This window comes from Olleya sp. R77988, assembly GCF_044594215.1.
Classification (GTDB): Bacteria; Bacteroidota; Bacteroidia; order Flavobacteriales; family Flavobacteriaceae; genus Olleya.
The window spans coordinates 2,258,841-2,284,473 of record NZ_CP138988.1 but is presented as its reverse complement, the minus strand read 5'-3'; the positions used below and the strand labels follow the sequence as shown (position 1 = coordinate 2,284,473).

Annotated in this window: 31 protein-coding genes; 16 read left to right on the top strand and 15 right to left on the bottom strand. The window is 30.3% G+C overall.

Annotated features, from left to right (window positions below; genetic code table 11):
• From SJY17_RS10460 to SJY17_RS10445, 4 genes are all read right to left on the bottom strand, one after another.
• Window positions 1-330, bottom strand: coding sequence for a DNA-directed RNA polymerase subunit omega (locus SJY17_RS10460; protein WP_397362504.1), 330 nt, complete (start codon window positions 328-330; stop codon window positions 1-3).
• Between the two features lie 8 nt (window positions 331-338).
• Window positions 339-1,139 carry an outer membrane protein assembly factor BamD gene (locus tag SJY17_RS10455; protein WP_397362503.1) on the bottom strand — a complete coding sequence of 267 codons (801 nt, stop codon included), beginning with the start codon at window positions 1,137-1,139 and terminating at the stop codon, window positions 339-341.
• A gap of 108 nt (window positions 1,140-1,247) precedes the next feature.
• Entirely contained in the window at window positions 1,248-2,135 is an 888-nt protein-coding gene (gene dapA / locus SJY17_RS10450; RefSeq protein WP_397362502.1) for a 4-hydroxy-tetrahydrodipicolinate synthase, read from the bottom strand.
• Window positions 2,128-2,655 (bottom strand): DUF6913 domain-containing protein, encoded by a 528-nt coding sequence (locus SJY17_RS10445; RefSeq protein ID WP_397362501.1) that lies wholly within the window; start codon window positions 2,653-2,655, stop codon window positions 2,128-2,130. The genes dapA and SJY17_RS10445 overlap by 8 nt, the downstream gene beginning before the upstream one ends.
• 72 nt (window positions 2,656-2,727) lie before the next feature.
• Between SJY17_RS10445 and SJY17_RS10440 the strand changes: the two genes are divergently transcribed.
• The gene (locus tag SJY17_RS10440; protein ID WP_397362500.1) at window positions 2,728-3,486 is read left to right on the top strand and encodes a 5'-nucleotidase C-terminal domain-containing protein; all 759 of its coding nucleotides are present in this window, start codon (window positions 2,728-2,730) and stop codon (window positions 3,484-3,486) included.
• 9 nt (window positions 3,487-3,495) lie between these two features.
• Complete coding sequence (locus SJY17_RS10435) at window positions 3,496-4,413, top strand: bifunctional metallophosphatase/5'-nucleotidase (protein ID WP_397362499.1); 918 nt, start codon at window positions 3,496-3,498, stop codon at window positions 4,411-4,413.
• Window positions 4,414-4,416: 3 nt separating this feature from the next.
• Here the strand turns inward: SJY17_RS10435 and SJY17_RS10430 are convergent, their stop codons facing one another.
• The 4 genes from SJY17_RS10430 to SJY17_RS10415 all read right to left on the bottom strand — a co-directional run bounded on the left by SJY17_RS10430 (window position 4,417) and on the right by SJY17_RS10415 (window position 8,577).
• Window positions 4,417-5,139 carry a hypothetical protein gene (locus SJY17_RS10430; protein ID WP_397362498.1) on the bottom strand — a complete coding sequence of 241 codons (723 nt, stop codon included), beginning with the start codon at window positions 5,137-5,139 and terminating at the stop codon, window positions 4,417-4,419.
• An 82-nt stretch (window positions 5,140-5,221) separates the two neighbouring features.
• The gene (ligA, locus tag SJY17_RS10425; protein WP_397362497.1) at window positions 5,222-7,216 is read right to left on the bottom strand and encodes an NAD-dependent DNA ligase LigA; all 1,995 of its coding nucleotides are present in this window, start codon (window positions 7,214-7,216) and stop codon (window positions 5,222-5,224) included.
• Between the two features lie 3 nt (window positions 7,217-7,219).
• Window positions 7,220-8,089, bottom strand: a complete 870-nt coding sequence (gene prmC / locus SJY17_RS10420) for a peptide chain release factor N(5)-glutamine methyltransferase (RefSeq protein WP_397362496.1) — start codon at window positions 8,087-8,089, stop codon at window positions 7,220-7,222.
• Window positions 8,086-8,577, bottom strand: coding sequence for a GNAT family N-acetyltransferase (locus tag SJY17_RS10415; protein ID WP_397362495.1), 492 nt, complete (start codon window positions 8,575-8,577; stop codon window positions 8,086-8,088). The genes prmC and SJY17_RS10415 overlap by 4 nt, the downstream gene beginning before the upstream one ends.
• A 65-nt stretch (window positions 8,578-8,642) precedes the next feature.
• Here SJY17_RS10415 and SJY17_RS10410 point away from each other — a divergent pair, with 65 nt between their 5' ends.
• From SJY17_RS10410 to SJY17_RS10390, 5 genes are read left to right on the top strand one after another with little or no spacing between them, the layout of a single operon-like run.
• On the top strand, window positions 8,643-9,098 hold the full coding sequence (locus SJY17_RS10410) for a hypothetical protein (protein ID WP_397362494.1): 456 nt from the start codon (window positions 8,643-8,645) through the stop codon (window positions 9,096-9,098).
• Window positions 9,099-9,129: 31 nt separating this feature from the next.
• Window positions 9,130-10,080 carry a bifunctional diaminohydroxyphosphoribosylaminopyrimidine deaminase/5-amino-6-(5-phosphoribosylamino)uracil reductase RibD gene (gene ribD / locus SJY17_RS10405; protein ID WP_397362493.1) on the top strand — a complete coding sequence of 317 codons (951 nt, stop codon included), beginning with the start codon at window positions 9,130-9,132 and terminating at the stop codon, window positions 10,078-10,080.
• Entirely contained in the window at window positions 10,073-10,684 is a 612-nt protein-coding gene (locus SJY17_RS10400; protein ID WP_397362492.1) for an HAD family hydrolase, read from the top strand. The genes ribD and SJY17_RS10400 overlap by 8 nt, the downstream gene beginning before the upstream one ends.
• Window positions 10,684-11,544 carry an EamA/RhaT family transporter gene (locus tag SJY17_RS10395; RefSeq protein ID WP_397362491.1) on the top strand — a complete coding sequence of 287 codons (861 nt, stop codon included), beginning with the start codon at window positions 10,684-10,686 and terminating at the stop codon, window positions 11,542-11,544. Before SJY17_RS10400 ends, SJY17_RS10395 begins: the two co-directional genes overlap by 1 nt.
• 3 nt (window positions 11,545-11,547) lie before the next feature.
• Window positions 11,548-12,159, top strand: coding sequence for an IMPACT family protein (locus SJY17_RS10390; protein ID WP_397362490.1), 612 nt, complete (start codon window positions 11,548-11,550; stop codon window positions 12,157-12,159).
• Here the strand turns inward: SJY17_RS10390 and SJY17_RS10385 are convergent.
• On the bottom strand, window positions 12,156-12,560 hold the full coding sequence (locus SJY17_RS10385; protein ID WP_397362489.1) for an acyl-CoA thioesterase: 405 nt from the start codon (window positions 12,558-12,560) through the stop codon (window positions 12,156-12,158). The genes SJY17_RS10390 and SJY17_RS10385 overlap by 4 nt on opposite strands.
• A gap of 184 nt (window positions 12,561-12,744) precedes the next feature.
• On the opposite strand from SJY17_RS10385, the gene dnaA reads away from it, so the two are divergent.
• From dnaA to SJY17_RS10370, 3 genes are read left to right on the top strand one after another with little or no spacing between them, the layout of a single operon-like run.
• On the top strand, window positions 12,745-14,172 hold the full coding sequence (gene dnaA / locus SJY17_RS10380) for a chromosomal replication initiator protein DnaA (RefSeq protein WP_397362488.1): 1,428 nt from the start codon (window positions 12,745-12,747) through the stop codon (window positions 14,170-14,172).
• 13 nt (window positions 14,173-14,185) lie between these two features.
• On the top strand, window positions 14,186-14,647 hold the full coding sequence (locus tag SJY17_RS10375) for a low molecular weight protein-tyrosine-phosphatase (protein ID WP_397362487.1): 462 nt from the start codon (window positions 14,186-14,188) through the stop codon (window positions 14,645-14,647).
• 18 nt (window positions 14,648-14,665) lie between these two features.
• Window positions 14,666-15,376, top strand: coding sequence for an SAM-dependent methyltransferase (locus SJY17_RS10370; RefSeq protein WP_397362486.1), 711 nt, complete (start codon window positions 14,666-14,668; stop codon window positions 15,374-15,376).
• A gap of 2 nt (window positions 15,377-15,378) precedes the next feature.
• Here the strand turns inward: SJY17_RS10370 and SJY17_RS10365 are convergent, their stop codons facing one another.
• From SJY17_RS10365 to dapF, 5 genes are all read right to left on the bottom strand, one after another.
• Complete coding sequence (locus SJY17_RS10365; protein ID WP_397362485.1) at window positions 15,379-15,996, bottom strand: peptidoglycan-binding protein LysM; 618 nt, start codon at window positions 15,994-15,996, stop codon at window positions 15,379-15,381.
• Window positions 15,997-16,103: 107 nt separating this feature from the next.
• On the bottom strand, window positions 16,104-17,012 hold the full coding sequence (locus SJY17_RS10360; protein ID WP_397362484.1) for a DUF2279 domain-containing protein: 909 nt from the start codon (window positions 17,010-17,012) through the stop codon (window positions 16,104-16,106).
• A gap of 4 nt (window positions 17,013-17,016) precedes the next feature.
• Window positions 17,017-18,060, bottom strand: a complete 1,044-nt coding sequence (gene mltG, locus SJY17_RS10355) for an endolytic transglycosylase MltG (RefSeq protein ID WP_397362483.1) — start codon at window positions 18,058-18,060, stop codon at window positions 17,017-17,019.
• A complete protein-coding gene (locus SJY17_RS10350; protein ID WP_397362482.1) occupies window positions 18,050-18,583 on the bottom strand; it encodes a GNAT family N-acetyltransferase in 534 nt (177 codons plus the stop codon). The genes mltG and SJY17_RS10350 overlap by 11 nt, the downstream gene beginning before the upstream one ends.
• Window positions 18,577-19,356 (bottom strand): diaminopimelate epimerase, encoded by a 780-nt coding sequence (gene dapF, locus SJY17_RS10345; protein WP_397362481.1) that lies wholly within the window; start codon window positions 19,354-19,356, stop codon window positions 18,577-18,579. The genes SJY17_RS10350 and dapF overlap by 7 nt, the downstream gene beginning before the upstream one ends.
• A 126-nt stretch (window positions 19,357-19,482) precedes the next feature.
• On the opposite strand from dapF, the gene SJY17_RS10340 reads away from it, so the two are divergent.
• The 4 genes from SJY17_RS10340 to SJY17_RS10325 all read left to right on the top strand — a co-directional run bounded on the left by SJY17_RS10340 (window position 19,483) and on the right by SJY17_RS10325 (window position 23,745).
• Window positions 19,483-20,898: a trypsin-like peptidase domain-containing protein gene (locus SJY17_RS10340; protein WP_397362480.1), complete on the top strand. Its 1,416-nt coding sequence runs from the start codon at window positions 19,483-19,485 to the stop codon at window positions 20,896-20,898.
• A gap of 143 nt (window positions 20,899-21,041) precedes the next feature.
• Window positions 21,042-22,490: a glyceraldehyde-3-phosphate dehydrogenase gene (locus tag SJY17_RS10335; protein ID WP_397362479.1), complete on the top strand. Its 1,449-nt coding sequence runs from the start codon at window positions 21,042-21,044 to the stop codon at window positions 22,488-22,490.
• A gap of 129 nt (window positions 22,491-22,619) precedes the next feature.
• Complete coding sequence (locus SJY17_RS10330; RefSeq protein WP_397362478.1) at window positions 22,620-23,249, top strand: tRNA (guanine-N1)-methyltransferase; 630 nt, start codon at window positions 22,620-22,622, stop codon at window positions 23,247-23,249.
• Window positions 23,250-23,307: 58 nt separating this feature from the next.
• Window positions 23,308-23,745, top strand: coding sequence for a GNAT family N-acetyltransferase (locus tag SJY17_RS10325; RefSeq protein WP_397362477.1), 438 nt, complete (start codon window positions 23,308-23,310; stop codon window positions 23,743-23,745).
• Between the two features lie 63 nt (window positions 23,746-23,808).
• Here the strand turns inward: SJY17_RS10325 and SJY17_RS10320 are convergent, their stop codons facing one another.
• Complete coding sequence (locus tag SJY17_RS10320) at window positions 23,809-24,657, bottom strand: DUF2911 domain-containing protein (protein WP_397362476.1); 849 nt, start codon at window positions 24,655-24,657, stop codon at window positions 23,809-23,811.
• Window positions 24,658-24,806: 149 nt separating this feature from the next.
• Between SJY17_RS10320 and SJY17_RS10315 the strand changes: the two genes are divergently transcribed.
• Together SJY17_RS10315 and SJY17_RS10310 are read left to right on the top strand one after the other, a co-directional pair.
• Window positions 24,807-25,136 carry an ArsR/SmtB family transcription factor gene (locus SJY17_RS10315; RefSeq protein ID WP_397362475.1) on the top strand — a complete coding sequence of 110 codons (330 nt, stop codon included), beginning with the start codon at window positions 24,807-24,809 and terminating at the stop codon, window positions 25,134-25,136.
• Between the two features lie 34 nt (window positions 25,137-25,170).
• On the top strand, window positions 25,171-25,620 hold the full coding sequence (locus SJY17_RS10310; protein WP_397362474.1) for a DUF6428 family protein: 450 nt from the start codon (window positions 25,171-25,173) through the stop codon (window positions 25,618-25,620).
• Window positions 25,621-25,633 lie beyond the last annotated feature (13 nt).

Sequence of the window (25,633 nt, the reverse complement as noted above, 5' to 3'; positions counted from 1 at the left end):
TTAGTCTTGATTATCTTGCTCTGTGTTTCTGTGGTAGATTTTGCCATCTAACCATTCTTGAACTGCTAAAGCATGAGGTTTTGGTAATTTTTCGTAAAATTTTGATACCTCAATCTGCTCTTTGTTTTCAAAAATCTCTTCTAAGCTATCATTATATGTAGCAAACTCTTCAAGCTTTTCTATTAATTCTTTTTTGATTTCAGAATTAATTTGCTCTGCTCTTCTAGATATAACAGAAATAGCTTCGTAAATGTTGTTTGTTGGCGCATCTACTTGATTTCTATCGTATGTAGTAGTTGTTAATGGAGCGTCGATCTTTTTTAAATCCATAATATATATTAGCTTTTGGTACTATATTGTTCTAATTGTTCTTTTAATACTTCTATCATCTTATCTGCATCCTTAATATACTCTGATTCTGAATAAGATCTTTTAAAATTGTTGTAATAAGTAATAGCTGTATTTAATCTTTTTTCTTTTTTGTATTCAACACTTTTTGTTGCTAATTGATAAGCCGAATCAAATCTGTAAAACATCGCTTTTTCGCGTAGAGATGTCCCAGGAAAATCTGCTATAAAATTATCAAAAGCACTAATTGATGCTTTATAGTCTGTAATATGATTGTATTGTTTTGCTGTACTAAAAGCCTTTAATTCTAATTTATATTCTAACTCTTTAACCAACTGATTAACTTTTGGCATAAATTCGGAATTAGGGTATAAGTTGGCAAATAATTGCAGTTTTTCTAAAGCATGATTAGTTTCATGTTGTTCTTTAGAGAATACAGGAGACAAATCTGCATAACTTAAAGCACTTTTATAATACGCCTCTTCAATTTTTTCGCTTTTAGGATAAGCAGATGCAAAACGCTCAAATTTATAACCAGCTAAATAAAACTGTTCCATTTGGTACTGACAATCTGCATCTAAATACATCAATTTTTCAGCTTGAGGCTTCCCTCTATATAAAGGTACTAACTGAGTAAACAAACGACTAGCTTTGTTAAACTTTCCGTCGTTATACAATTGTTCTCCCATTTTAAATTTTTCTGCAATGTCCTCAGACTTTAAAGCCTTTTGGTACTCATTACACGAAGTAAAAACTAAAAACGTAACTAAGATGTAAAATAAATTCTTCATAAAATTTTAACGAAGCGCAAAAATACGCTATTTAAATGGATTTTAAAAATATAATTTGATTGCTAAATTAATTGAAGAAATCAAGATTGACATAGGTTTAAGTATTATTTAACTTTTATAAAAATTAGACATAAAGTCATCAATCTTATTTTGTAATTGGTCAGTTGCTTTTACCAAAGGTAATCTTACTGTTTTGTTACAGAGGTTTAAATTATTTAAAACTGCTTTAATTCCAGCTGGATTATTCTCTTCAAAAATTAAATCTATAATCTCCATCATTTTAAAATGAAGTGCATAAGCCTCTTTTGCTTTACCTTCTAATCCTAACTGAATCATTGTAGAAAATTCTTTTGGTAAAGCTTGACCTATAACAGATATTACTCCTGCTCCACCTGCTAATGTTACACCTAAAACTAAATCATCATCTCCAGAAATAACAGAAAAATCTTCTGGTTTATCTCTTAATAACTCTAAATATTGAGCCATATTATTACCTGCTTCTTTAACAGCTACAATATTTTTAAAATCTTTAGCCAAACGCAATGTAGTTTCTGGCGACATATTTTTAGATGTTCTTCCAGGTACATTATATAAAATTATTGGCACTGGACACGCTTCTGCAACTGCTTTAAAGTGCTGGTACAAGCCTTCTTGCGTAGGCTTACTATAATATGGTGATACAGATAAAATCCCAGCAAATTCTGATAAATCTGTTGCTTTTATCTCTTCTATTACAGTTGCTGTATTATTACCTCCTATACCTAAAACCAACGGTAAACGACCGTTATTAGTTTTAACAATAGCCTTGATTATATCTTGTTTTTCTTGCTTTGTAACCGTAACACTCTCTCCTGTTGTTCCACTAATTACAATATAATTAGTACCATTAGCAATATTATATTCTACAATTTTTTCCAATGCATTGTAATCCACAGATAAGTCATCATTAAATGGTGTTACAATTGCTATTCCTGTTCCTAAAAAAGGGTTATTCATTACTTATTTTATTTAAAATGTTCAGGTATTTTATTAATTCTGTTTTAAAGATAGCTTTATCTTTAATTTTTGTGTCAATTATTAAATCGTTTATTTTTTGATTAGCATTTGCAATACCAACTTTAAATTTTGCTTCTGTTGTAGCAGATATAACTTGTAAGGCTAAAGATTCTGTTTCATAAAAATTGACAAGCAAGTCAAATGAATTTGCAATAAAATCTTTTGCTACTTGAGATTTAAATTGACCTTTCCACCCTAAATCTTTTTCAGAAAAAGTATTATTATACACAGATGTTTCTTCTTTTTTTCCATTAAAAAGAGATAAAATTTTAAGATTGTTTTGATTAATCCTTAAATCTTTTACAAAACTGTTAATCCATTCTAAATCAGAAAACTCTTTACTATTAACAACAATACCAACAGTCTTTATAATGGTGTTATCAGCATTAACAACTCTATTTTTAATAGATTTGTTAATATACTTTTTATTAGATTTTTCTTTAAAACCTTTTAAAATCATCTATCTTTATTCCTTTGTTACAAATGTAGTAATTGTAACTATATTTTGACTTTAAATTATTCAACTTTAAATATGAATTATAAACATCTTTTTTTACTGCTTTCAATTATTTTTTTTACTTCATGTAAGAATGAAACCTATTCTTTAAGTAAGATTGAAGGAAAACAAGTACCAGTTAGCGACACTATATCTATTGATCCAGCGATTGATGCATTTATCAAACCTTTCCGCGAAAGCGTTAATAAAGACATGGAAGCTGTTTTATCTTACGCTCCAAAAACTTACACAAAAAGAGATGGCGATTTTAATACTGCAATAGGTAATTTAATGGCTGAAGCAGTTTATACACAAAGTAATCCGATTTTTAATAAAAGAACAGGTAAAAACATTGATATGGTATTACTTAATCATGGAGGAATACGTGCTATAATATCTAAAGGAAATATTACAACTAGAACTGCTTTTGAAGTTATGCCATTTGAAAACAGTATTGTTATTGTAGCTTTAAAAGGGAAACAAATAGATAGTCTAACCTATTACCTTAGTAAAGCAAAACGAGCGCATCCTATAAGAGGTTTAAAATTAACTTTAGACAAAAATTTTGATATTAAAGAAGCTTTAATTAACAAAAAACCTATTGAAAAAGACAAAACCTACTATGTAGCAACTAATGATTATTTATATAATGGTGGAGACAGAATGCGTTTTTTTCAGGTAAATGATAGCCTATATCAATTGGATTACAAAATAAGAAATGCAATGCTAGATTATTTTAAAAAAACAGATACGATTAACCCAGTAATTGACGATAGATTTACCCAAACCAAATAACCATACAACATGAAACGTAGAGACTTTATACAACAAGCAACAGCAGCTACAGCTTTAATAACGGTTGGTGGTTATGGATTACAATCTTTTGCTACTTCTGCTAAAACTAAAAAAATTACCATTTTACACACCAATGATGTACATAGCCATATTGACGCATTTGGTCCAGAAGATGGCAGAAACGCTAATCAAGGTGGTGTTGCAAGACGCGCCACATTAATAGAAAACATCAGAGCTAACAACCCAAATACATTACTATTAGATGCTGGAGATATTTTTCAAGGCACACCATATTTTAACTACTATGGTGGCGAGTTAGAGTTTAAACTAATGAGTAAACTTAAGTATGACGCAGCTACTATAGGAAACCATGATTTTGATAATGGGATTGATGGTTTAAATGCGCAATTACCACATGCTAGTTTTGATTTTATATCTGCTAATTACGATTTTTCAAATACCATAATGGATACACATGTTAAGCCTTATAAAATCTTCAAAAAAGACGGATTAAAAATTGGCGTCTTTGGCTTAGGTATAAAATTAAAAGGACTAGTAGACAAAAAAATGTATAAGGAAACTGAATATTTAGATCCTATTGAAACTGCACAAGAAATGACACGTGTTTTAAAAACAGACCAACAATGCGATCTAGTTATATGCCTATCTCATTTAGGGTATCATTACAAAAATGCTCCTGATAAGATTAGCGATTTAAATTTAGCAAAAGCTACAAAAGATATTGACTTAATTATTGGTGGACATACACATACTTTTTTGCCAAAACCAACAGTTGCTAAAAACCTTGAAGGTAAAAATGTATTGGTAAACCAAGTAGGTTGTTACGGAATTAATCTAGGAAAAATAGATTTTTACTTCGAGCCTGACAGCACTAAAAAAGCTGAAGGAACATCAATAATAGTATAACTATTAAACTAATGACGTTTGCTTTTTCATTGCAATGTATTTTAATTTAATATATACATAGAAAAAATAGAACCCTATTCCCATTAAAATAGAATATATTATTTGTAATAATTGCTCTGACGAAATAAACAAGTAAGCTACTTGAACCATTTCTGAAAACACTATAGATACACTAGCTAAAAACAGCAATAAGCCTTGTTTTGTTTCGTGATACAAATAATGTACTAAAGATAAGGATAGCACTAATAAAATTAACACATTATAGGTTACCTCTATTGCAAAACCAAAAGTGTTTACCACTAAAGATTGGTCTTGCATAATCATTTGGTTTAATGCATAAACTATATATACATTAAATACCGTTAAGACTATTAAATGCAACTTAAACTCCTTTATCAAAAGCTTTAAATTTACATCTTTAACAAGAAAAATAATTAACGAAGCATAAGCTGCATTTACCAATAAATGCGCGACATAGTAAGATAAAATTTCATTGCCAACAAAAACCACTTTAAGTATTTCTACTATTGAAAAGGCAATTAGAAAAAAACCAAAGAAATGATTTTTCTCTTTAGCCTGACCATAGTACAAATATGCAAATAATGGAAAGATAATAATCCAACAATAGTTAGAAAGAGAAGGTGCATTAAATATCCTTCCTGCCATAATTAAAGTGACCAGAATTACCAAAAGTATCGAAACACTATTAAACTTTGTTAATTTCATTTTTTTTTGATTTGGGAGGACAAATATATAAAAAAAATGTAATTAAACGTATAAAATTGCTTTTAATCGATTTAAATAATGATTATTCTAACATTTTAAGGAAATCATTTTCCGAAATCAAGTCTATATCAAGTTTTTCTGCTTTATCCTTTTTACTTGGTCCCATATTATCTCCAGCAACTATAAAACTTGTTTTAGAAGAAATTGAAGAGGATACTTTTCCGCCATTATCTTCTATCAGTTTTTTAAGCTCTGTTCTAGAAACTTTATGAAACACACCAGAAACAACTATTATTTTTCCTTTTAATTTATCGGTTTGATTAGCTAATTTTTCTGCAGAAAGCTCTAATTGTAATCCGCTAGATTTTAAACGGTTTATTATTTCTTGATTTTCTGGATCAGAAAAGAAGTCCACCACACTTTGTGCTATTCTTATTCCAATTTCATTAACCTGTTCTAAATCTAAAACCGAAGCAAAAGCTAATGCATCAATACTTTTATAATGTTTTGCTAAGGTTTTTGCTACAGTTTCTCCAACAAAACGGATTCCTAAAGCAAACAACACACGCTCAAACGGGATTTGTTTTGAAGCTTCAACACCTGCAATTAAATTATCTGCACTTTTTTCTGCCATTCTTTCTAATGGTAACACTTGCTCTTTAGTTAATGCATATAAGTCTGCATAATTTGTAATCAAGTCAGCATTTACTAACAAAGCAACAGTTTCTCCTCCTAAACCTTCAATATCCATTGCTTTTCGCGAAATAAAATGCTGAATACGTCCAATAATTTGCGGATTACAACCATTATAATTTGGACAAAAATGCTTAGCTTCTCCTTCCTCACGTTGTAAAGCTGTACCACATTCTGGACATTCAGTAATATATTGAGTAGGCTGGGAGTTTGCAGGTCTTTGTGAAAAATCTACAGCAATAATTTTAGGAATAATTTCTCCTCCTTTTTCGACAAAAACAGTGTCGTCAACTCTAATATCCAGTTTTTCTATTTGATCTGCATTATGTAAAGACGCACGTTTTACAACGGTTCCTGCTAATTCAACAGGTTCTAAATTAGCAACAGGAGTAATTGCTCCTGTACGTCCAACTTGATAAGTAATGGTATTTAAAACTGTACTAACTTGTTCTGCTTTAAACTTATATGCAATTGCCCAACGTGGTGCTTTTGCTGTAAATCCTAATTCTTCTTGTTGTTGTAAATTATTTACTTTTACTACTACTCCATCAGTTTCATAAGGTAAATCATGTCTGGCTTTATCCCAATGTTTTATAAAGTCAAAAACAGCATCAATACTACTGCATAGCTTTGCTTCAACAGGGACTTTAAATCCCATTTGACGCGCTTCATCTAGGCTTTCAAAATGTGTTTTATAAGTAAAGTTATTACCCACTAAACCATATAGCAAACAATCCAAAGGACGCTTTGCTACTTCTGCACTATCTTGTAGTTTTAAGCTACCAGATGCTGTGTTACGTGGGTTTTTATAAGGATCTTCTCCATTTGCAACACGCTCTTCATTCATTTTATTAAAACCATCAAAGGGTAAAATAATTTCGCCTCTAATTTCAAACGTTTTTGGAAAAGCACCTTTTAATTGTAAAGGCACAGAACTAATTGTTTTAATATTTGCAGTCACTTCATCTCCTTGAAATCCATCTCCTCTAGTTACTGCATTAAATAACTTTCCGTTTTGATAGGTTAAATTTATTGATGCTCCATCATATTTAAGCTCGCAAACATACTCAATAACACCATCTACTTGTTTTTTTACTCTAGTTTCCCAATCTTGTAAATCCTCTAAAGAATAGGAATTATCCAAACTATACATGCGATGTTTATGTACAATGGTGTTAAAATTTTTAGTCACTTCTCCTCCAACTCTAACGGTTGGCGAATTGGAATCAAAAAACTCTGGGTGTGCTTCTTCTAAAGCTTGTAGCTCTTTTAATTTAATATCAAAGTCATAATCACTAATAGTTGGATTATCTAACACATAGTAATTGTGGTTATGTTGACGTAACTCTTCTCTTAGTGTATTTATTTTTAATTGTATGCTCATTACTTAATTCTTAATTCCTTTTATCATTCGGTCTTTTCCAAATAAATCTTGTCTTAATTCTATTTTATCAAAACCATTATCAACTAAAAGCTGAATCATTTCCTGTCCAAGATATTCATTAATTTCAAAATACAACTCACCATTTGGCTTCAAATTATTAACAGCAAACTGCGTTATTGCCTTGTAAAATACTAGTGGATTATCATCGTTTACAAATAAGGCTAAATGTGGTTCGTTTTTTAAAACATTGTCATGCATTTGCTTTTTTTCAAGGTTTCTAACATATGGTGGATTGGAAACTATGATGTCAAAAGTAGATTGTGCATCAAGTGCAGAATGACAGTTTTTTAAAATATCGGCTTCAATAAAATCAATATTAATTTTATTTAATTCAGCATTTTGCTTTGCTTTTTTTAACGCTTCTTTTGACACATCTAAAGCATAAACCTTAGCGTTTTCAATGTTTTTAGCTAAACTAATCGCTATACAACCAGTTCCTGTTCCAATATCCAGGATTGAAAATTGATACTCTTCGCTTTGCTCTGAATGACAATCAATAATTAGCTGGACTAATTCTTCCGTTTCTGGACGTGGTATTAAAGTGTGTTTATCGACTTTAAAAGGCAATCCATAAAATTCAGTCTCACCTATTATATATTGAATTGGTTTATGCTTTTTCAATAAATCTAATGCTATAAATATAGGCTCCTGCTCCTCTTTAGTAATTGCAAAACTAGGGTCTAAAGCCAAGTCCAATCGATTATATTTATAATACGCTTGAGTTAATATAAAAAAGAAGGATTGCACTTCTTCTTTTCCATAAATAGCGTCTAATTCTGTGTGAAATATGTTTTTTAGGTCAGTTAATTTCATAATTTTTTTATCATCCAAATTCCACAAGCAGTATGTCCTGTTTGACCTAATGGTGCATCTAAATGTTTAAAACCAAAAGTTTCATAAATATGTATTGCTGCTTTTAATTGTGGTGCACTTTCTAAATAACATTGTTTATAGCCTAATTGCTTTGCAGATTGTATACATTTTTCAAACAATAATTTACCAACACCTTTACCTCTAACTTTAGGCGAAAAGTACATTTTTTGTATTTCACAAACATTAGATTCAAAATTCTTTAAAGGCTTTATTCCTCCACCTCCTAAAACTTCTCCTTCTAATAACACTACATAATATATATCATTATCATTTTGATAAGATTCAAACATCGTTTTGGTTTCTGGATCCTCATACGCAGTGCCTTTTAACGGAATATCAAACTCATAAAAACACTCTCTAATAACTGCTTCGATTTGAGCATTATCTTGTGGCTGGATTTCTCTTATTTCAATAGTAGTATTACTCACTTTTTAATAGTATTTTTACACCAAATTTCAGAGGTTGAAGATACATTAAATCTAAAAATTTAAAGATGAAATACAGACTAATCTTATTAACAATACTATTCACTTTTTTTAGTTGTAAAGTGACAGATAAGCCAGAATTTATTAAAGTAGAAAACATTAAAGTATTAGAATCTACTTCTAAATTTGTTACTATTTCTGCAGATGCTTTTTTCTTGAATCCTAATAATATTGGAGGTCAATTAGAAACAGATGGAATCAAAATAATACTAAACAACAATGAAATAGCGTCTGTTACTGCCGAAAAGTTTAAAGTGCCAGCAAAAAAGGAATTTACTATTCCACTACAAGCTAAAATCCCTACAGAAAATCTTTTAAACGATAAAAACCTGAGCAGTATTTTAGGAAGTCTTTTTAATAAAAAAATGAAAATTCAATACTTAGGCGACATAAAATACAAGATACTTGGTGTATCACACAAATACCATGTTGACAGAACTGAAGACGTAAAAATAAAACTATAATTTGTCGCACGAATATTACATAAAACGTTGTTTGCAAATTGCTAAAAATGGATTAGGAACTACACGACCCAATCCAATGGTAGGCAGTGTAATCGTGTACAATAATAGTATTATTGGAGAAGGTTATACTAGCCTATATGGAAGCAATCATGCAGAAGTTAATGCCATACAATCTGTTTATGATAAATCGCTTTTAAAACAAGCTACAATATACGTAACACTGGAGCCTTGTAGTCATTTTGGAAAAACACCACCTTGTAGCGATTTGATTATAAAACATCAAATACCAAACATTGTTATTGGCTGTATTGACGACAATCCAGAAGTTGCAGGAAAAGGAATTAAAAAACTAAAAAATGCTGGTTGTAATGTTACAGTTGGTGTTTTAGAAGAAGATTGCAAAGCACATCACAAACGATTTTTTGCATTTCACAACAAAAAACGTCCTTATATTATATTAAAATGGGCAGAAACATCAAACGGATTTATTGCTCCAAAAACAAAAATCAAAAACAAACCTGTTTGGATTACTAATCAATACTCTAGACAATTAGTACATAAATGGAGAGCCGAAGAGCAAGCTATTTTAGTTGGAACTAATACTGTAATTAAAGACGATCCTGTTTTAAATGTAAGACATTGGACTGGAGAAAACCCAATTAGAGTAGTCCTAGACAGAAATAATATATTAACTACAGAATACTCAATTTTTAACAACGAAGCTGAAACCATTACCTTTAAAGACCATTCAATAAAAGAAATTTGTAATCACCTTTACAAACAAAACATTAATTCTATAATAATTGAAGGTGGAGCAAAAACACTACAACAATTTATTGATGAAAATATTTGGGATGAAGCACGCGTTTTTACTGGTCCTGTCACCTTTAAAGAAGGTATTATTGCGCCTACATTTTCTGGGCAATTAACTTTAGAAGAAAAAATAAAAAACGATACCTTAAAAATATACACCAATGATTAAAACTATAATCTTCGATTTTGGAGATGTTTTTATAAACCTAGACAAAGAAGGTGCAATGCAAAATGCATTGGAAATTTTTAATATCGAAACACTCCCTGAAGAGTTAACATCTTATAACGCTTTATACGAACAAGGATTAATTAGTACAGATGAGTTTTTAGATTTTTACTTGCAAAACTTTCCAGAATTAACAGAATTAGAATTAATTGATACTTGGAACTCTATTATAAAATATTTTCCGAAACGTAGATTAGAGTTTATACAGCAATTAGCTAAAGACAAAAAGTACACACTTATTTTATTAAGTAACACTAATGAGTTACACATAGATCATATTAAAGAATACGTGTCTTTTTACGAAGATTTTAAAGCTTGCTTTAATAAATTCTACTTATCGCATGAGGTTATGTTACGTAAACCAAACACAGATATTTTTCAGTTTGTACTAGATGAAAACAAACTAAATCCAGAAGAATGTTTATTTATTGATGATACAACTGAAAATACAGAAGCAGCATCAAAATTAGGAATACACGTGTGGAATAATAATCCAGAAACTGAAGATATTATTGATCTTTTCACCATTAAAAAAGACTTATTTTAATGTTCTTAATACTTAGTATTTGTGCTTCGACATTAATTTTTGTCATTTTTAAAATTATTGGCAAACGCAATATCAATACACTTCAAGCTATTGTTGTAAACTATTTTACTGCTTTTACTTGTGGTGTTTTAAGCTATGATTCTCCTATTGTAATCAATGACATTATTGCTTCAAAATGGTTTTTTGGTGCTCTGTTTTTAGGCGTTTTATTTATTTCAGTTTTTAATGTTATGGCATTAACAGCGCAACGCAATGGATTATCTGTTGCTTCTGTTTCTAGTAAAATGAGCGTTGTAATCCCTATTATATTTGGACTATTTGTATACAACGAAGCTTTGGGTTGGCAAAAAGGATTGGGTATACTTTTAGCACTAGTCGCAGTATATCTAGCTTCATTAAAAGAAAAAAACAAAGCTTTTTCCTATAAAAACTTATGGCTTCCAATACTTTTGTTTTTAGGTTCCGGAACAATTGACACTACAATTAAATATATTGAAACTACCTATGTACCAGACAATGGTATTCCTATATTTTCTGCTACTATTTTTTTAATTGCAGGTTTAATTGGTATTGGCTTACTTTCAGCGCAAGCGATACAAAAAACATTAATATTTGACACAAAAAGTATCATTGCAGGAATTATTTTAGGAATAGTTAACTACTACTCTATTTATACATTATTAAAGGCTTTAAATGCTGAAAGCTTTGAAAGCTCGACCATATTTACTGTAAACAATGTTGCTATTGTTATGTTTTCCACCTTATTAGGTTTGTCACTATTTAAAGAACGCTTATCTATAAAAAATTGGACTGGAATTGGAATTGCAATTATCTCTATAATTCTAGTAACTTTAGCTTAAATTATGGAAAACGATGCTTACAAAACAATAACACAACCTTCTGAAGAGGTGTTGTTTAAAGACAAAAACTCTAAGTTTTTTGGCTACGCATTTCCTGTTACTAATGAAGATGATGTAAAATCATATTTAGAAATATTAAAAAAACAACACCATCAAGCCAGACATTGGTGTTATGCTTATCAAATTGGTACAGAAACGATTGCTTACAGAGCAAATGATGATGGAGAACCTAGCAATAGTGCTGGAATGCCTATTTATGGTCAAATTCAATCTTTTGGTCTAACTAACGTTTTAATTGTTGTTGTACGTTATTTTGGAGGCGTTAAATTAGGTGTTGGAGGATTAATAAATGCATATCGCACTGGAGCGCAATTAGCAATAGAAGCTTCTAACATTGTAGAACGCACCATAAATATTGACTACTTAATAACTTGCGAGTACGATTTAATGAATAAGGTCATGCGAGTCATTAAAGAGAAAAATCTAAATATTGTACATCAAAAATTAGAATTGGATTGTCAAATTACAATTTCCGTAAGAAAAAAAGATGCAGAAAATATTTATTCCGTCTTTGAGTCTATATACAAGGTACAAATCAAAAAAACAGAAGATTAATCCTTTAAAGCTTCAAGAAAATATTTAGGCGGTCTTGTTGGTCTATTTGTTTTCATATCAACAAAAGCTAAAACGACATTTGCATTACATAGAATTTCTGACGATTCATTCAATATTTCGTACTCAAATTCGACAACAGCAGTAGGTGCTTTTTTGAGTTGGGTTTTTACTTTAATCAGGTCGTCATAATACGCTGATTTTTTGAAATTTATAGACAATGAAATTACAGGAAGCCCTACACCTTCTTCCTCCATTTTTTTATAAGAAATTCCCATTTTACGCAACCATTCTATTCTTGCTAATTCCAGATATAATGCGTAATTTCCATGATGAACGACTCCCATTTGGTCAGTTTCTGCATATCTCACTCTAATTTCAATTTCATCTTGTTTTATACTCATTATATTATTTTTTTTTTGTAGATTCGAATCGCTAAACAACATGCAAAAAAAAAACTAAATAATCAATAGCAAATCATTTTTTTTTTAAGTTTTTTGTTCACATATTTGCCTAGCTAACAAAGGGAGGTCTCTTATTGCTAAATTCGAGATCAAATAACTAACTTATATATCTTTTATAATTAACATGAGTGTAACTGCGCAAACGGTATGGAATAATTGTCTTCTTTTTATAAAAGATAACATCCAACCACAAGCATACAAAACCTGGTTTGAGCCAATTGTAGCGGTTAAGCTAACAGACAACGCTTTAAGTATCCAAGTACCAAGTAAGTTTTTTTACGAATGGCTGGAAGAGCATTATGTTAAATTATTAAAAGTATCATTAACAAAAGAGTTAGGTGAAACTGCCAAGCTGGTTTACATTATTAAAATGGAAAACACTTATGGCAATAAACAACCTTTTACAGAAAGAATTCCAAGTTCTAATAGAAGTGCAGTAAAATCTCAGAATATAGATGTACCTCTTAATAATAAAAATCCAGAACTTAGAAATCCGTTTATAATTCCTGGAATTAGAAACGTAAAAATTGAATCTCAACTTAATCCAAACTATAATTTTGATAATTTTTTAGAAGGTGACTCAAACCGTTTAGCACGTAGTGCTGGTTTAGCAGTATCTGCAAAACCAGGTGGAACATCTTTTAATCCTTTATTAATTTTTGGTGGTGTTGGTTTAGGTAAAACACATTTAGCGCACGCTATTGGTGTTGATATAAAAGATAAGTATCCAGAAAAAACAGTATTATATATTTCTGCTGAAAAATTTACGCAACAATATATAGACTCTGTTAAAAAGAATAACAGAAACGATTTTATACATTTCTATCAACTTATAGATGTATTAGTTATTGATGATGTACAATTCTTATCTGGTAAATCTGGAACACAAGATGTATTCTTCCATATTTTTAATCACTTACATCAAAACGGAAAGCAAGTTATTTTAACTAGTGACAAAGCTCCTGTAGACATGCAAGATATTGAACAACGTTTATTATCTAGATTTAAATGGGGACTTTCTGCTGAGTTACAAACTCCAGATTTTGAAACAAGAGTATCAATATTAAAGAATAAGTTATATCGTGATGGTGTAGAAATGCCTGATGATATAGTTGAATACGTTGCTAAAAATATTAAATCTAATATTAGAGAATTAGAAGGTGCAATTATATCTTTAATCGCACAATCTTCTTTCAATAAAAAAGAAATCAATATAGATTTAGCAAAACAGGTGGTTGAGAAGTTTGTTAAAAACACAAAACGTGAAGTATCTATAGATTATATCCAAAAAATAGTCTCTGATTATTTCCAAATGGATGTAGAGACATTACAATCTAAAACTAGAAAACGTCACATTGTACAAGCCAGACAATTAGCTATGTTTTTTGCAAAAAGACTAACTAAAGCTTCACTAGCAAGTATTGGTTCTCAAATTGGTAAACGTGATCACGCAACGGTTTTACATGCTTGCAAAACAGTAGATAACTTATCATCTACAGATAAGCAGTTTAAAAAATACGTTGAAGATTTAACCAAAAAACTTTCGGTTTAAATTTTATTTTAAAATGACTAATATTTTAATGGTATGCTTAGGAAACATTTGTCGTTCTCCTCTAGCTGAAGGTATCCTAAAGTCTAAATTGAATGCTGATAAATTTATAGTCGATTCTGCAGGGACAAGTAGTTATCATATTGGCAATAAACCTGACACAAGATCAATAACTGTTGCGAAGCAAAACGGAATTGACATTACAAAACAACAAGCTAGGCAATTTGTAAAACAAGATTTTAAAGATTTTGATTGGATTTATGCAATGGATAATTCTAATTATAACAACATCATTGCTTTAGCTGCAAATGAAGAAGAAAAAGCAAAAGTAAAACTTATATTAAATGCTTCATTTCCAAACAAAAATTTAGATGTTCCTGATCCTTATTATGGTGGAGACAAAGGGTTTGAAAAAGTATTTACTTTACTTGATCATGCATGTACAATAATAAGTAAACAGTTAAATAGTAAAACTTAATTTACTTACTTTTATATAATGAATAAAGGCAAACTCTATTTAATACCATCTACATTAGGCGACTCTAATCCCTATGACGTTTTACCTTCTCAAGTAAAACAAGTTATAGATAGACTAGACACCTTTATTGTTGAAAACTCTAAAGCTGCCAGAAAATTTATTAAAAGCATAGCTCCAGAAAAACAACAATCAAGTTTAACCCTTTTTGAGCTTAATAAATATACTGAAGCATCTGATCTACCCAATTTTATAAAAAACTGTTTAGACGGAAAAGACATAGGATTATTATCTGATGCTGGATGTCCTGGAATTGCAGATCCTGGAGCAGATATTGTAAGTTTAGCACACAAAAACAACATAAAAGTTGTTCCATTAGTTGGTCCTTCCTCTATCCTATTAGCTATGATGGCTTCTGGTTTTAATGGACAAAGTTTTGCGTTTAATGGTTATTTACCTATAGATAAAAGTGAAAGAAAAGCCGAATTAAAACGTCTAGAACGTCTGAGCTTTGAACACAATCAAACACAGTCTTTTATTGAAACACCATATAGAAACAATAAATTATTAGAAGATTTATGCACTGTTTTAGGAGATAATACAGAGATTTGTGTTGCTTGCGACATTACATTACCTACAGAGTTTATCAAAACAAAAAAAGTAAATCAATGGAAAAAAAATAGTGTCGACCTTCATAAAAGACCAACACTATTTGTAATTCATAAAAGTTAATATTAAGCTCTAAAATAGTTTACTTTCACTCTTTTTAAAGGCTTAATTAATGATGTATCATATCCAGAAAACTTTTTCATATAATATTTTATAGTAGCTCCATTTGCATCTGCAAAACCTTTTTCTCCATAACTCCTAAGATACTTTTTAACACCTCCAGGACCTGCTAAATGTGCAGCAGCCAAGATACCAGATTCAGTAATTTCTATTCCATTAATAAACTTACCATCAAAACGCTTAATATCACGTCGTAAGACCCATTTATTACGTTGTGCATTTGCAATAAATGCTTTTTCTTGTAATTCTGGATTGTTTAAAAAATGATTAGGATGATGTATACCTATTAGTTTTAAAGTACTTTTTCCAAACTGATATTTACCTAAATATCCAAATTGATTGACTCTAAAATAATCGTTTTGAGATTCTTTAAACCCCAAAGCTTCTTTAAAGCCTGTAAAGGTTTTTCCTAAATGTGGAGAAAAGGCTTCAGGTTGATAGCAATTTTCAACAGAGGCTTTCTTATTTATTTTCTCTGTGTCTTGTTGTGCAACAAAAATAACTACACTTAAAACACATATTGTAAGCACTAGCGATAATAACTTGCCAATATTTTTTTTCATTGTTTTAGATTTTATAGCCTTAAGTAATTTAAAGGGATAGGCTAAAATTTCGTCGCGCAAATATACAACAAATTATTAAAATCTGAAAATCAGCTAGTTAACTATTGTTAAAAGTAGACAAGATGCCCAATCAGCTTGCCTCTATCATTAATTTCTAACGTTGGAAACGGAACTTTAATGACATTAATAATATTAAAAAACTGCTTCAAAAAAGCAGATTTAGTCTTAATCTTAGTTAAATCTGCATCTAGACTTAAATAAAATTGCTGGCTTCTTTGTTGATTAGGAAAACTAATTGTTTGCAGATTGCCACTTCCATATAACAACCCATCAACTCCATATCCAACTGCTACATTTAACCACTTAGGAAGTTTACTATCTTTAAAAAAAGACTGCACATTAGCACTTAACCAATAGGTCTGACCATTATAGTCTTTTATGACTTCTTCTAAAAAACCATGACCTAATTTATTTGGATTTAAATTAGCATAAGGGCTTCTATTAAATGAATATTTTAATTGGACACGTTGCTCATTCCACAATAGTTCTTGTCCAATAAACAATCCCGCTCCAACGGTATTTGCTGTAAAATCTCCCCAAGAAAAACCCCATTCTGAAGAAAAACCATCTAAAACTTCTACAGCAGTTAAAAATGTAAAACCTAACGTACCACCAAAAATGAGCTGATTTTTTTCACTTACACCACTCCATTTTAAAGTCTGAGTACCATATTTTCCTAATTGATAAGCTGTAAATGTATGTCCAAACTTATCCATCTGAAACCATTCTGAATTATCATTAATTGTATGAAATTTTGATTGCTCAAAATCTGAATACCATAACTGATTTAAACCAATAATAGAGAGTGCTGTCAAACTGCTTTTAGTAATAATTACAGCGTTTCTTCTTTTAATATGAAGTGTGTCACTTGGTGCAAAAAAAGAAGTAGTATCGATTTGTGAAACAACACTAATCGAAAAAAGTAATATAAATCCTACTATAATTGATTTAAACAAAAAACTATCTATTTACACCTTGACCATTAATCCACCTAACATACTCTTGTCTATTTGCATTGTGTTGGCTTAGTGTTTTTGCAAATTTATGATAACCAAAGTTTTTAACATTGGCTACAAAATAATAATAATTATGGCTCTCTGCATTTAAAACAGCATCTATAGCAGATACATCTGGCATTGTTATAGGTCCTGGAGGAATGCCTGGATATTTATAGGTGTTGTAAGGCGAATCAATTTCTAAATCCTTAAAAAGTACACGTTTAATAATTTGATCAAAATCGTTTTCAGTTTTCTTTTTTGCAAAAATTACTGTAGGATCTGCTTGTAAAGGCATTCCTTTTTTAATTCTATTTAAATATACTCCTGCAACTCTTGGCCTTTCATCTACTTTAGCCGTTTCTTTTTGAACAATTGATGCAATAGTCATAACCTCATTAACTGTTAGGTTTAAAGCTTTACGCTTTGTTTGACGTTTATCATTCCAAAAACGGTAATATTCCTTAAGCATACGCTCTCTAAAACCCTCTGCAGAAGTATTCCAGAACACCTCATAACTATTAGGAACATACATATTTAAGACTGTAGCTTCTGTAAATTTATGCTTGTCCATAAACGTTTTATCTGTCATTATTTTTAAAACAGAAAGACTATCAGGTTCTATCTGTTGTGCAATACGTCCAGCAAGGTTTTGGATACGTTCTTGATTATTAAAGCTTAATTTAAATGGTATATTTTTACTTCTAATCGAGTTAATAATATCATTATTACTCATATCCTTTTTAATTGCAAAGCGACCAGCTTTAATATTAGTTGTATATTTTTTACGTTCTGCTAAAGCATCAAAACTTTTAATATCCTTTAATAATGGCACTAATTGCTCTCTAACTTGTTCATACTTTGCGTTAGTTGGCACTTGTATATAAGCTGTATCGTTTAAAAAAGCAGTGTTTTGTTTAAACATTGCACCATAAATAAAATACGCAAAATATGCTGCTACTGCTAAGCCTACTAAGGCTATAGCCATTAAGATTTTTTTAATATACATCTGTGTTTATTAATTGAAATAAATATTCGTTTTTATATTGTCCATTTAAAAAATTCCAGTCTTTTTTAAGACCAATTTCTTTAAATCCTTGATTTTTAAATAGTGTTAAACTTGCTGTATTATCTTCAGAAATATTACAATATAATTGATGTAAATCTAAATGAGTAAAACAGTAATTTGTTAGTAGTTCTAAAGCTTCTTTACCATGACCTTTTTGTCTGTTTTCAGTATCTTTTACCAAAATACCAATTCCAGCACGACGATTTTTAAAATCGAAATCAAAAATATCTATCATTCCTATTGACTCCTCTTGATTATTACAAATAACAAATCGCAATTGTTTTACTTCAAAAATATCTTTATGTGCATGATCTAAATATTGTTTTATCAAATATTTAGAATATGGAGTGATTGTATTGCTAATTTTCCAAATAGATTCGTCATTTTCAATACCATGAATAAACGTTAAATCTTCTGGCTCTAAAGGTCTTAAATAAGTATGTTTTCCAGTTAATGTTAGCATTTTATTTCGCCTTTAAAAACTTGAGTAGCTGGACCAATTAGCATGACCTTTTTATAAGTATCATTATCTGTATTAAATGACACTTTTAATTGACCTCCTTCTACATTTAAATTAATGATTGTATGCTTTGTTTGGTTTGTTTTATGCATTGCTATCGCTACAGCTGTAACTCCTGTTCCGCAAGACAAAGTCTCATCCTCTACTCCTCTTTCATAAGTCCTAACTGCAAAAGTGTCATTGTTGATTTTTTCGACAAAATTAACATTAGTACCAGCTTGATTATATGGTTGCCCATATCTTATTTTTTCGCCTTCATTTTTAACATCAAAAGTTATTAAATCCTCAACAAATTGAACATGATGTGGTGATCCTGTATCTAAAAATTGATGTGTTTTAAACGTATCAATACTAGTAACATCTTTCATTTGAAGATGCACTAAACCGTCTTCAATCTTAGCATAATGTAAACCATCAATTGCTAGAAAAGTAGTTTCAGTTTTTATAAGCTGCAAAAATTTCGCGAAAGCGACAATACAGCGTCCACCATTACCACACATACTACTTTCGTTTCCGTCTGCATTATAATAGACCATTTTAAAATCGTGATCTGGATGATTTTCTAATAAAATCAACCCATCTGCACCAATACCAAATTTACGATCACATAAAAAAGCTACCAACTTAGTGTTATTTTTATCAAAGGTGTTTTTTCTATTATCTATGATAACAAAGTCGTTTCCTGTACCTTGATATTTATAAAAAGTCACTATCATTAATTTAAAAAATTGAAAAACAAATATAAGTTATTTAGGTTGTTAAAACCTCGTTAAAGTTGAAATTGACACTCAATATTTAATTAATTTTAAGCGTTAGTCTAATAAATCTAAACTAAGTATTATATGAAAAAGATATTAACTTTGGTTTTAGTTTCGGTATTAGGAGGCGCAATTACCCTAGGAACTTACAAAACCTTTCTTGAAAAAGAAGAACAGACCATTGCTACAAAAACTGATAATAACTCTGTTTTTTTACCAACCAATTATAAAACTACAAATACATCATCTTTAGCTACTGCAGAAGGTATTGATTTTACTACAGCTGCAGATAAAACTTTAGATGCTGTAGTACATGTTAAAAATGTAGCTGTAAATAAAAATGTAAGACCAACAATACAAGATTTTTTATATAATCGTATTCCGCAACAAAGACAATTAGGTACTGGAAGTGGTGTAATCATTTCTCCAGATGGTTATATAATTACTAATAACCATGTTATTGAAAACTCCGATCAACTTAGTGTTACACTTAATGATAACAGAACCCTAGAAGCAAAAATAATTGGTACAGATCCAAAAACAGACATTGCTTTATTAAAAGTAGATACTGATGACCAATTACCTTACACTACTTTTGGTGATAGTGATACTGCAAAAATTGGCGAATGGGTTTTAGCTGTTGGTAATCCATTTAATTTAACATCTACAGTTACTGCAGGAATTATAAGCGCAAAATCTAGGGATTTAAGCGGAAAAAGCACACAATCTTTTTTACAAACAGATGCTGCTGTTAATCCAGGTAATTCTGGAGGTGCTTTAGTTAATACAGCTGGAGAGCTAATAGGTATAAACACAGCTATTACGTCTCAAACAGGATCGTATATAGGATATTCTTTTGCTGTACCAAGTAACATTGCAAAAAAAGTAGTGCAAGATATTATGGAATTTGGTAATGTCCAAAACGGAATTTTGGGTGTTATTGGTGGTTCTTTAAATAGTGCTTATGCAGAAAAACTAGGAGTTGCAGAAACCGAAGGTTTTTATGTTGATGATGTAGAGGAAGACACAGGTGCTGAAGCTGCAGGAATAAAAAGTGGCGATATTATTAAGAAAATTGATAATATATCAATCAAAAAGTTTAGTGATTTAAGAGGTTTTTTAGACTCTAAAAGACCTAATGATATAGTTAATGTTACTTTATTAAGAAATGGTGTGCAAAAAGACTTACAAGTCACTTTATTAAAAAATAACACATTTATTTTACCTGTAATTGGAGTAATAAAAAATGCAAAACCACAAGACTTAAAAAAACTAAAAGCAAAAAATGGAGTAAAAATTACCAAAGTTAATGGTACTTACGGAAGATATTTACAAAGTGAAGGTATTGAAGAAGGTAATATCATTACAGCAATTAATAATATAAAAGTAAACTCTATTGAAGATGTAGATCAAATACTTAAAAATAGAGATACGTATCAACCTTTAAGCATTGAGTTAATAAACTCTAAAGGAGAAACAAATCGTTATGGTTTGAGATAATTTTTTTATTGTAAAAATAAAAAAGCACTTAATTTAAATTAAGTGCTTTTTTTATGCCAAAACACTTTACGAAATCGTTTGAAATCAATACTTTTGCCAAAATTTTAAAATCAAAATTAACAACACACACTAAACAAAACACAATGTCTATTAACGAAACTTACGAAAACGAATTAGCGTTTCAAGCTGACAGACGTAGAGCAACTGTAGAATTTATTAAAATTGTTAGCGACCTTTGGTACGATAAATCAATAGAATTGGTCATTTTTAGAAACCAATTAATTGACAGAAATGTATCAGAAATTTTAAACCTTCATGAATATGCTGGCGAGTTTGTACAAAAACCAATTTCAATTTTTGATTCTGTAGAAATTGCCCAAGCTATTAAAACTTTAGACGTACCTCCTGCTAAATTAGATATTGGTAAACTGACTTATGAGTATCATTTAGAAGAAAAAAAGTATAGCAATGCTATGGCGTTTGTAGCTAACAAACTAAAAGGAGCTAGTAAAACTAAAGATATTACACCTAAAGATGTAGTTCTTTATGGTTTTGGACGTATTGGTCGTTTAGTAGCTAGAGAGTTAATGACACGTACTGGTAAAGGTAGCCAGTTACGTCTACGTGCTATAGTAACACGTGGTCAATTAGATGCTACTGTTTTAGAAAAACGTGCAGCATTATTACGCAACGACTCTGTACATGGTGATTTTTCTGGTACAGTAACTACAGATCTAAAAAATAAAGCTTTAATAATTAATGGTACAACTGTAAAAATTATTAATGCCAATCAACCAGAAGATATAGATTATACTAAATACGGAATCAATGATGCTTTAATTATTGATAACACTGGTGTTTTTAGAGACAAAGAAGCCTTAACACGTTTAAAAAACTCTCCAGGTGCAGATAAAGTTTTACTAACAGCACCAGGAAAAGGAATTCCAAATATAGTGTATGGTGTTAACCATTTAGAGAACAATCCTGATACGTTAGATATATTCTCTGCTGCGTCTTGTACAACTAATGCTATAACACCTATTTTAAAAGCTATGGAAGACACTTATGGTGTAAAATCTGGGCATTTAGAAACTATTCATGCTTATACAAACGATCAAAATCTAGTCGATAATTTTCATAAAAAATACAGACGTGGTCGTGCAGCAGGTTTAAATATGGTTATTACAGAAACTGGAGCTGGAAAAGCGGTATCTAAAGCATTACCTAGTTTTGAAGGTAAACTAACATCAAATGCTATTCGTGTTCCTGTACCAAATGGATCTTTAGCTATTTTAAACTTAGAACTATCTTCTAAAGCTAGCGTAGATAGTATTAATGCAACATTAAAAAAATATGCTTTAGAAGGTGACTTAGTAGAGCAAATTAAATATGAAATGAGTGATGAGCTGGTATCAAGCGATATAATTGGTAGTTCTGCTCCTTCAATTTACGATAGCAAAGCAACCATAGTAAGAAAAGATGGTAAAAACGTTTTATTATATATTTGGTATGATAACGAGTATGGCTATAGTCATCAAGTAATTAGACTTGCTAAGTATATTGCTAAAGTTAGACGATTTACTTACTATTAACATCCAATAATAAGTTTTAAACGTATATATAAAGCCTTACAAATTGTAAGGCTTTTTGTTGTTTTTTAAGCTGAAAAGCAAACCATTTTTTATATTTTCGCAAAGCGAAAGCTAACAAATTAAATAACCATGCATAAATCAAACTATCTATTAGTCGCTTTTTTTATTTTTCTAATATCGCTTCCTTTAGCTGCACAAACACAAACCGAAGCTGAAGATGAGAAGTTGTCATTAGATTCTGGAACTCTTGAAAATCAATTTGAGTTTCTAACCAAAAAATCTACTAATTGGAGAGATGAACGTGGCCAATCTTATGAAGTTATAAGAAACGAATGGATTGCAAAAATCAAATCCCATACTTTAGATTCGCTTAAAGCATTAAAAAAAGAGCTACTAAACACACATAGTAAAGTTGCATCTCAAACTCAAGAAATTGAACAATTAAAAAGCAGTTTATCCAATACCAAAACTAATTTAGATGCTACAAACCAAGAAAAAGACAGCATGACGCTATTTGGTTTACAAATGAGCAAAGTAGGATACAACACTTTACTTTGGTCTATCATTGCTGGCTTATTAGCATTATTATTCTTTTTTATATTTAAATTCAAGAATAGTAATTCTATTACAAAACAAGCCAGAATAAAACTAGGAGAAACAGAAGAAGAGTTTGAAGATCATAGACGTAATGCACTAGAGCGTGAGCAAAAAGTAAGACGTCAACTTCAGGACGAAATCAATAAAAACAGAAATAGTTAATCTAAATTACTTCATTAAATATTTAAAATCTGTAAATTGACATTTACAGATTTTTTTTATGACTATTTTAAAAGCAAACTACACACACCTAGATCAAATTGTCCCATTATTTGATGCGTATCGCGTATTTTATAGACAAGTGTCAAATCCAGAAGCAGCAAGACAATTTATTAAAGCCAGACTAGAAACCCAAGACACTATTATTTTAATCGCTTTCGCGGAAAATAAGCCAGTTGGTTTTACACAACTTTTCCATAGTTTTTCAAGTGTAAGTATGCAGCCTTTATTTATATTAAACGACCTATATGTAGATAGCAACTATAGAAAACAAGGTTTTGGAGTTGCACTATTAAACGAAGCAAAAAAACTATGTATAAATCTAGATTACAAAGGTATAGCCTTACAAACCGAAACCACAAATCCAGCACAAAAATTATACGAAAGCTTAGATTGGAAAATAGATAAAGACCTTCAATATTTTTGGACAAACCAATAAAAAAAGCGCAATCGTTAGATTGCGCTTTTTTAAGTTTTATAGCTAAAGGTTAGAAGCAGTTTTTTACATAGACTTCCATTCTTTTATAGACTCTTCATTCATTTTAATATAGTCAGCATTTCCTGCTTTCTCTGCTCCTTTTAAAGAAGCTTTTGCAGCTTTAATAGCCCCTTTTTTATCTCCAGCTTTAGCATAAATTAAAGATTGCTGACGTAAATACCAAAACTTAGGGTCATCTTTTGTCATTTCTACAGCCATGTCAATCCATTTTACAGCTTGCTTAATATCTTTTCCTGCATTTAAGTAATATACAGCAGCACTATAATAATCTCCAGCACTTGGACCAGCCATTACTTTATCAATACTAGCACTTACCTTTTTATCTGTTGGCACATCAATTTTTACTCCAACATATGCCTTTTCCCACATCATACCAAGCATTGTAGATCCATTAGTCATATCATCAAAAGACATTGTAAAGGTTTCAATATCCATAGGTAATGGATAAACTTCTGCTGTAACTTTAGCAGCAACTTTACTCTCATCCCATGTTTTAGGTGTTCCCCAATTATTAGTATCGTTATAAAAAACAACATCCCAACTTTCTGCATTAGGAGTAGCAAATACAGCATAAGATCCAGCTTTAACTTCTTTTCCTCCAATAGTAACAGCATCACTAAAAGTAATAGTCGTATTTTTATTTGCTCCTGTTCTCCATAATTTACCAAATGGTACTAAATCTCCAAATATCGTACGACCCTTCATAGATGGTCTAGAATATTCTAGAGTAATGTCAGTAAGCCCAACTTTTTGCTCAATTTTTTGAAATGGACTTGGCTGTGGTGCTTTAACTTGTGCGTTAACAGCATAAGATACTGTTAATGCCATAAATAATGTAATTAGTTTTTTCATGGTCTTAGTTTTTTTGATTTTTTTAATAGTCTATAAATTTAAGCATAACTAACACCTAGTTTGTTAATAAAAACTTAAAATAAAGTTGAAACGCTTTTTTGATTAAATTATTAATCGTAATATTGCGATGTACAAATTAATAGATTAAAATGGGATTAGTTAAAACCGAAAAATTTTCAGATTCACAAAACCAAATTGCATTATTTGCAAAAGCGTTTGGGCATCCAGCTAGAGTTGCCATTATACAACATTTATTTAAAATAAATGCGTGTGTTTGCGGTGATTTAGTAGAAGAAATTGGTTTAGCACAACCTACAATTTCTCAACATTTAAAAGAACTTAAAAATCTTGGATTAATACAAGGCACAATAGAAGGCACAAGCGTTTGCTATTGTATAAACACAGAAAATTGGTCTGCTATGAAAACCTTATTAGCCAGTTTTTTAGATAACGATTTAAACAGCAACTCGTGTTGCTAAACACATAATATTAATCATAATAAAACTTAAAATTATGACACTTTCAGAAATAAAAAAGCACTTAACAAATTTAGAAACAATATCATTTACTTTACCTGATGGCAGCTTAGTACCAAGTCATTTTCATGTTACAGAAGTAGGAAAAACTACAAAGCATTTTATAGATTGTGGTGGAACTGTAAGACAAGAAAAAAAGGTAAACTTTCAATTATGGAATGCTAATGATTATGACCACAGACTACATCCAGAAAAATTAGTAAAAATTATAGAATTGTCTGAAGATATTTTTAATCTTGACAATTTAGAGATTGAAGTGGAGTTTCAAGGAGAATATACCATTCAAAAATTTGGATTAGGTTTTGAAAACAATTCTTTTCAACTAACTTCCTTAATAACAGATTGTTTAGCAAAAGATAAATGTGGTATTCCAACAGAACAGTTACCAAAAACCGAAACTTGTGCTCCAGGTTCTGGATGTTGCTAAATAACAATAAATA